At 66.8% G+C, this 509-nt stretch carries 1 pseudogene; it reads right to left on the bottom strand.

Features of this window, described 5'->3' with window-relative positions:
- Positions 1 to 296: 296 nt before the first annotated feature.
- A pseudogene (locus DAI20_RS20465) lies at positions 297 to 509 on the bottom strand (4-hydroxy-3-methylbut-2-enyl diphosphate reductase); the annotation flags it as partial.

Consider the following 509-nt stretch of genomic DNA (forward strand, 5'->3'; position numbering starts at 1 on the left):
GGGAGCCGGCACGTTTGCTGGTGGCGAGGTCTGCGCAAGTGCAGGCGTGGCCGCCAACGCGAACAGCAACGACATCGCCAAGGCTCGGGTCTTCATCGGCAGCATCCAACAACGGAGAATCTTCCGATGCTAGGCCTGTGCGGTGCCCGGCCCCATGGCCAAAGGTCATGGGCGGGCCGCTCATCCACACACACCCAAAAGCGTGCGAACCAAGGTTCGCACCCACCGTGTGCAGTTCGCACCCACCAGAGCGGTTTCAGTAGATCCACGCCATGCGTGGATGCGGCCTTTCCCGGTCAGTCGACCAGACGCAGGCGCAGTTCCTTCGGCAGCGCGAACACCATCGATTCCGGTTCGCCGTCCAGCTCGCCCACGCCGCTGGCGCCCAGCTCGGCCAGGCGCGCCAGCACGCCATCGACCAGCACCTGCGGCGCCGAGGCACCTGCGGTCACGCCGATATGCTGCTTGCCTGCCACCCACGCCGGGTCGATCTCGTGCGCGCCGTCGAT

Origin of the sequence: Planctomonas deserti (assembly GCF_003067705.1) — a bacterium.
GTDB classification, from domain to species: Bacteria; Actinomycetota; Actinomycetes; order Actinomycetales; family Microbacteriaceae; genus Planctomonas; species Planctomonas deserti.